General features: G+C 64.0%; 5 protein-coding genes. 2 read left to right on the top strand and 3 right to left on the bottom strand.

What is annotated here, in order from left to right; genetic code table 11:
* On the top strand, positions 1-508 hold a 508-nt coding region (locus HHJ19_RS13015), incomplete at its 5' end, for a dienelactone hydrolase family protein (protein ID WP_296908089.1).
* A 160-nt stretch (positions 509-668) separates the two neighbouring features.
* Here the strand turns inward: HHJ19_RS13015 and HHJ19_RS13010 are convergent.
* From HHJ19_RS13010 to HHJ19_RS13000, 3 genes are all read right to left on the bottom strand, one after another.
* Positions 669-1340 (bottom strand): SPOR domain-containing protein, encoded by a 672-nt coding sequence (locus HHJ19_RS13010; RefSeq protein ID WP_296908088.1) that lies wholly within the window; start codon positions 1338-1340, stop codon positions 669-671.
* Positions 1334-2200 carry a biotin--[acetyl-CoA-carboxylase] ligase gene (locus HHJ19_RS13005; RefSeq protein WP_296908087.1) on the bottom strand — a complete coding sequence of 289 codons (867 nt, stop codon included), beginning with the start codon at positions 2198-2200 and terminating at the stop codon, positions 1334-1336. The genes HHJ19_RS13010 and HHJ19_RS13005 overlap by 7 nt, the downstream gene beginning before the upstream one ends.
* Before the next feature lie 71 nt (positions 2201-2271).
* The gene (locus HHJ19_RS13000; RefSeq protein WP_296908090.1) at positions 2272-2898 is read right to left on the bottom strand and encodes an SET domain-containing protein-lysine N-methyltransferase; all 627 of its coding nucleotides are present in this window, start codon (positions 2896-2898) and stop codon (positions 2272-2274) included.
* A gap of 203 nt (positions 2899-3101) precedes the next feature.
* Here HHJ19_RS13000 and HHJ19_RS12995 point away from each other — a divergent pair.
* Positions 3102-4474 (top strand): DNA topoisomerase (locus HHJ19_RS12995; RefSeq protein ID WP_296908085.1); only part of this gene is annotated, 1373 nt, incomplete at its 3' end.

Below are 4474 nucleotides of genomic sequence, written 5' to 3'. Positions count from 1 at the left end.
GGAGGGGCTGACCGGCGCGGCGGCTGGCTTCGAAGCGCTGGCAGGTCTGAAAAAGGACGCGGCAGGCCCAACCCGAAGTCAGTCCGCTGAACTGCCCGGCCGCGTCCAAGCGCTGGCCGCTTTTCTGCGCGCGCAGCAGCAGCGCTTTGGTATCCTGCAGTCTGATACGGCACTGTTCGGTTTTGGCGCGGGTGCCAGCCTGGCCCTCGCCCTGGGTGCCGCGCACGATGGTCTGGCGGGCCGGGTACTGGCTTTCGGCGGCACCCATGCAGCCTGGCCCTCGGGTGCGCCGCTGCTGACCACCTTGCACCTGCTGCACGGTCAGCGCGACCCGGTCGTGCCGCTCCGGCAGGTGCAGGAAATGTACGATGAGCTGATGGCGCTGAATGCGGATGTCACGCTGGACGTGGCCGGTGCGCTCGGGCATGAGTTGCATCCGGCCCTGATGGACCAGGCTGTCACGCGGCTGCAGACCTGTGTCCCGCTGCGCTTCTGGAAGGCCTTGTAAGGGCAGAGGCGTTGGTCGGCAAGTGCTTTTAAAGCCCGGAAAAACCGGAAAAGCCACAAAAACCTGGATAAGTACCGAAATTTGCCTCAGGTCCAGTGAATATCGGCATTAACAGCTATAAAAAGCATAGCAGATTGCGGGTCGCCGGAGGCTGCGTTAGTTAGCGGCAGGCCTGCAGCGGCTTGCCGGAAAACTGCGCCTTGAGCGTGTCGAGTTGCGCCGCCAGCGCCGGATTTACCGCCGCCAGCCTGAGCCATTGGCCACGCACTTCAGGCCGCTCCTGCAATACCCTGGCGGTGCGCACGCCGCGCTGGGCTATTTTGTTCAACTCGCTGCTGGCGTCAGCTTGCGAGCTGAAGTGGCCCAGAGACAGGCCGGGATTGAGCGCCGGGTTGAGCAGCGACTCGAAGGAGATGCCGCGTAGGCGCAATTCGTCGCGCTTTTTCGCCAGCGCGTCGTCGCTGGCGTACTTGCCCATGTAGATAATCCACCGGCCCGGCTCCACGCTGTTCTCCAGCGACCAGCTGCCGGCGGGCAGAACGGCTTGCAGGCGCGGGCGCAGGGCATTGGCCTGTTCGTCGCTGAAAAGACCGGCCTGCAGGCATTGGGCCGCGCCAGCCGTCATGCCCGTGACGGCCAGGGGCTCACTTGCCGGGTGGGGCGCCTCGCCCGTATTGATCAACTGCATGGCTTCGGGGCGGATCTGCTGCGCCAGTCGCTGCGGCTCGGACTGGGCCAGCGGTGCAAAACCATAGTCGGCCAGCAGCCCTTGCGTCCAGGCAAAAAAAGCCGCATTGGCCAGCAGCAGCGCGAGCACCAGCAGCCTCAGCACGGGCGCGCGCCTTTCACGGTCGCGGCGGCCGCAATCGGCCGCACACTGATTTCAGAACTGGTGATTTCTATCATGCCAGCCGCAGTATGCACCAGCAGGGCGCCGTTTTCGCCAACGCCGCAGGCGGTGCCCTGGCTGCCGTCCGACAGCTGCACGGCTCGGCCGGCCAGCACGTCGCGCGCGGCAAAACGCGCCTGAAACGGCGCAAAGCCGAACTGCTCGAAAGACTGCACCGCCTGCACCAGTGGCGGCACGATGCGCAACAGGGCTTCGGCCGCGTCGATCCCGGGGGCCAGGTCCTGCAGCCAGCCCGGCGGGACAGCAGCGGCGCCCGGCGTCGTGCCGGACGGTGCGCCAGGCATTGGCTGCCCGATATTGACGCCGACGCCGATCACCACATAACGAAGGCCTTCCCAGCTGGCGGTTTCGACCAGAATGCCGGCCAGCTTGCGCTCGCCTTGCGGGGTCGACAGCCACAAGTCATTGGGCCACTTCAGACCGATGCGCGGCATGCCGTGGCCCGTGCCGGGCGCCAGGCTCTCGGCCACGCTGATACCGACGGCCAGCGACAGGCCCGACCAGTCGGCGGGCTGCAACAGCAGGCCCAGTGAAAACGTCAGGCTGTCGCCACGCCGGCTTTGCCAGCTGCGGCCCAGCCGTCCGCGCCCGGCACTTTGCTGCTCGGCCACCAGCAGCAGCGGCTCGGTTTGGGGCGGCGCGCCGGGCCGGCCTTTGAAACGCCGCATCAACTCGCTGTTGCTCGAATCAATTTCTGCCAGCACCTCGACCGTGAAACCGGGCAAACGGGGCGCGATGGCCTGCCACAGCGCTTCGGCAGGCCATCGGATGGGGGGCGTCACGGCAGCGGTCACAGGAACGAGTAACAGGTGGTCTTCGGGCTGAAAAGGGCGGTGAATGGAAAAATACGCGCTCAGTCCTTTTTGCCCGGTTTCTTTTTCGACTTCTTTGCTGATTCCTTCAAGACTTCGCCGCCGGGTTGGCTTTGCGCCTTCGCGGTCTTTTTGGCGCTGTGTTTTTTGGCCTTGCCGGGTTTGCTGGCCTTGTCCTTGGGCGCCAGCAGCGTGCCACGACAGCTTTTGGCGCCACACCAGCAGGGGTATTCGGCCAACAGCTTTGGCGTATACCTGGCGTCGATGATCAGGCCGTAGTCGTAAAACAGCTCGTCGCCGGCCTTGATGTTGCGCAGCGCCTTGATAAAGACCCGGCCGTCGTCTTCATCGGCCTCGCAGTTGGGCTTGCAGCTGTGGTTGATCCAGCGCGAGGAGTTGCCGTCCACCTTGGCGTCAATCACATGGTCTTCATCGATGTGAAAATAAAACGTGTGGTTGGGGTCGCTAGGGTCGTGCGGATGACGGCGCAGTGCCTCTTTCCAGCGGATGACCTCGCCCACGTATTCAATCAGCGTTTCGCCTTCAGCCAGGTCCTGCAACGCAAACACGCCCTTGCCGTGCACGCCGGAACGCCGCGTCTGGATGCGCCGGGTGTCGCTGCGGGGCGCCTGCGCAGCCGGTGGCAAAGGGGTTGCAGGGGGCTGAATTTTTGACACGACGTTTTTTTTGGTATGGTTAATTCATGTGTGTGCGTGCGCACTGGCGCGCGCACCTGCGCGCGAAGGCTTATTGTAGTCAGGCGTTCGAGCCGCCGCCTGAAAGGCGATCCGGCGCGCGCACGATGGAAAGTTGTCGTGGCCGAAAGCGGGGAAATGTTCCCTGAAGAGGCCCATGGTTTGAAGAAGAACTTATGAAAACTTTGGTAATTGCAGAAAAACCGTCGGTCGCACAGGACATTGTGCGCGCCATCACGCCCACGGCGGGCAAGTTTGAAAAGCACGACGAGTACTTTGAAAGCGAAGACTGGATCGTCACCTCGGCGGTCGGCCATCTGGTCGAGATCCAGGCGCCAGAGGAATTTGACGTCAAGCGCGGCAAATGGAGCTTTGCCAACCTGCCGGTGATTCCGCCCTACTTCGACCTCAAGCCGATGGACAAGACCAAGACGCGGCTGAACGCCATCGTCAAGCTGACCAAGCGCAAGGACGTCGGCTCCCTCGTCAACGCCTGCGACGCCGGGCGCGAGGGCGAGCTGATTTTCCGCCTGATCCAGCAGTACGCCAAAAGCAAACACCCGATCAAGCGGCTCTGGCTGCAGTCGATGACGCCAGCCGCCATCCGCGACGGCTTTGCCGCGCTGCGCAGCGATGCGCAGATGCTGCCGCTGGCCGACGCGGCGCGCTGCCGCTCCGAGGCCGACTGGCTGGTCGGCATCAACGGCACGCGGGCCATGACGGCGTTCAATTCGCGCGACGGCGGTTTCTTTCTGACGACGGTGGGCCGGGTGCAGACGCCGACGCTGTCGGTGGTGGTCGAGCGCGAGGAAAAAATCCGCAAGTTCGTCAGCCGCAACTACTGGGAAATCCATGCGTCTTTTAAGGCGGAAGCCGGCGAGTATCCGGCCAAGTGGTTTGACCCCGGCTGGAAAAAAGCGGCTGCCAATGCCGACAATGCCGAGCCCGACGCCGAGCTGAAGGCCGACCGGCTCTGGACCGAGCCCGAAGCGCGGGCGATTGCCGACGCGGTGCGCGGTCAGACCGCAACGGTGACCGAAGAGTCCCGGCCGACCACGCAGGCAGCGGGCATGCTGTTCGATTTGACCTCGCTGCAGCGCGAGGCCAACGGCAAGTTCGGCTTTTCTGCCAAGACCACGCTGTCGATCGCGCAAAGCCTGTATGAACGCCATAAGGCGCTGACCTACCCGCGGACCGATTCGCGCGCGCTCCCCGAAGACTATGTGCCGGTGGTCAAACAGACCTTCGAAATGCTGGCCGCCAGCCCCATGAAGCATTTGGCGCCGCACGCGGCCACGGCGCTCAAGGGCGGCTACATCAAGCCGACCAAGCGCATTTTTGACAACGCCAAGGTGAGCGACCACTTCGCCATCATCCCAACACTGCAGGCGCCCAGTGGCCTGAGCGACGCCGAGCAGAAACTGTACGACCTGGTGGTACGCCGCTTCATGGCGGTGTTTTTCCCCAGCGCCGAATACCTGGTGACGACGCGCATTTCCGTGGCGGCGGGCCACAGCTTCAAGACCGAGGGCAAGGTGCTGGGCAAGCC

Source organism: Polaromonas sp. (assembly GCF_012927415.1).
Taxonomy (GTDB): domain Bacteria; phylum Pseudomonadota; class Gammaproteobacteria; order Burkholderiales; family Burkholderiaceae_C; genus Polaromonas.
The sequence above is the reverse complement of the archived record's forward strand: the minus strand, read 5'-3'. Positions and strand labels throughout refer to the sequence as shown.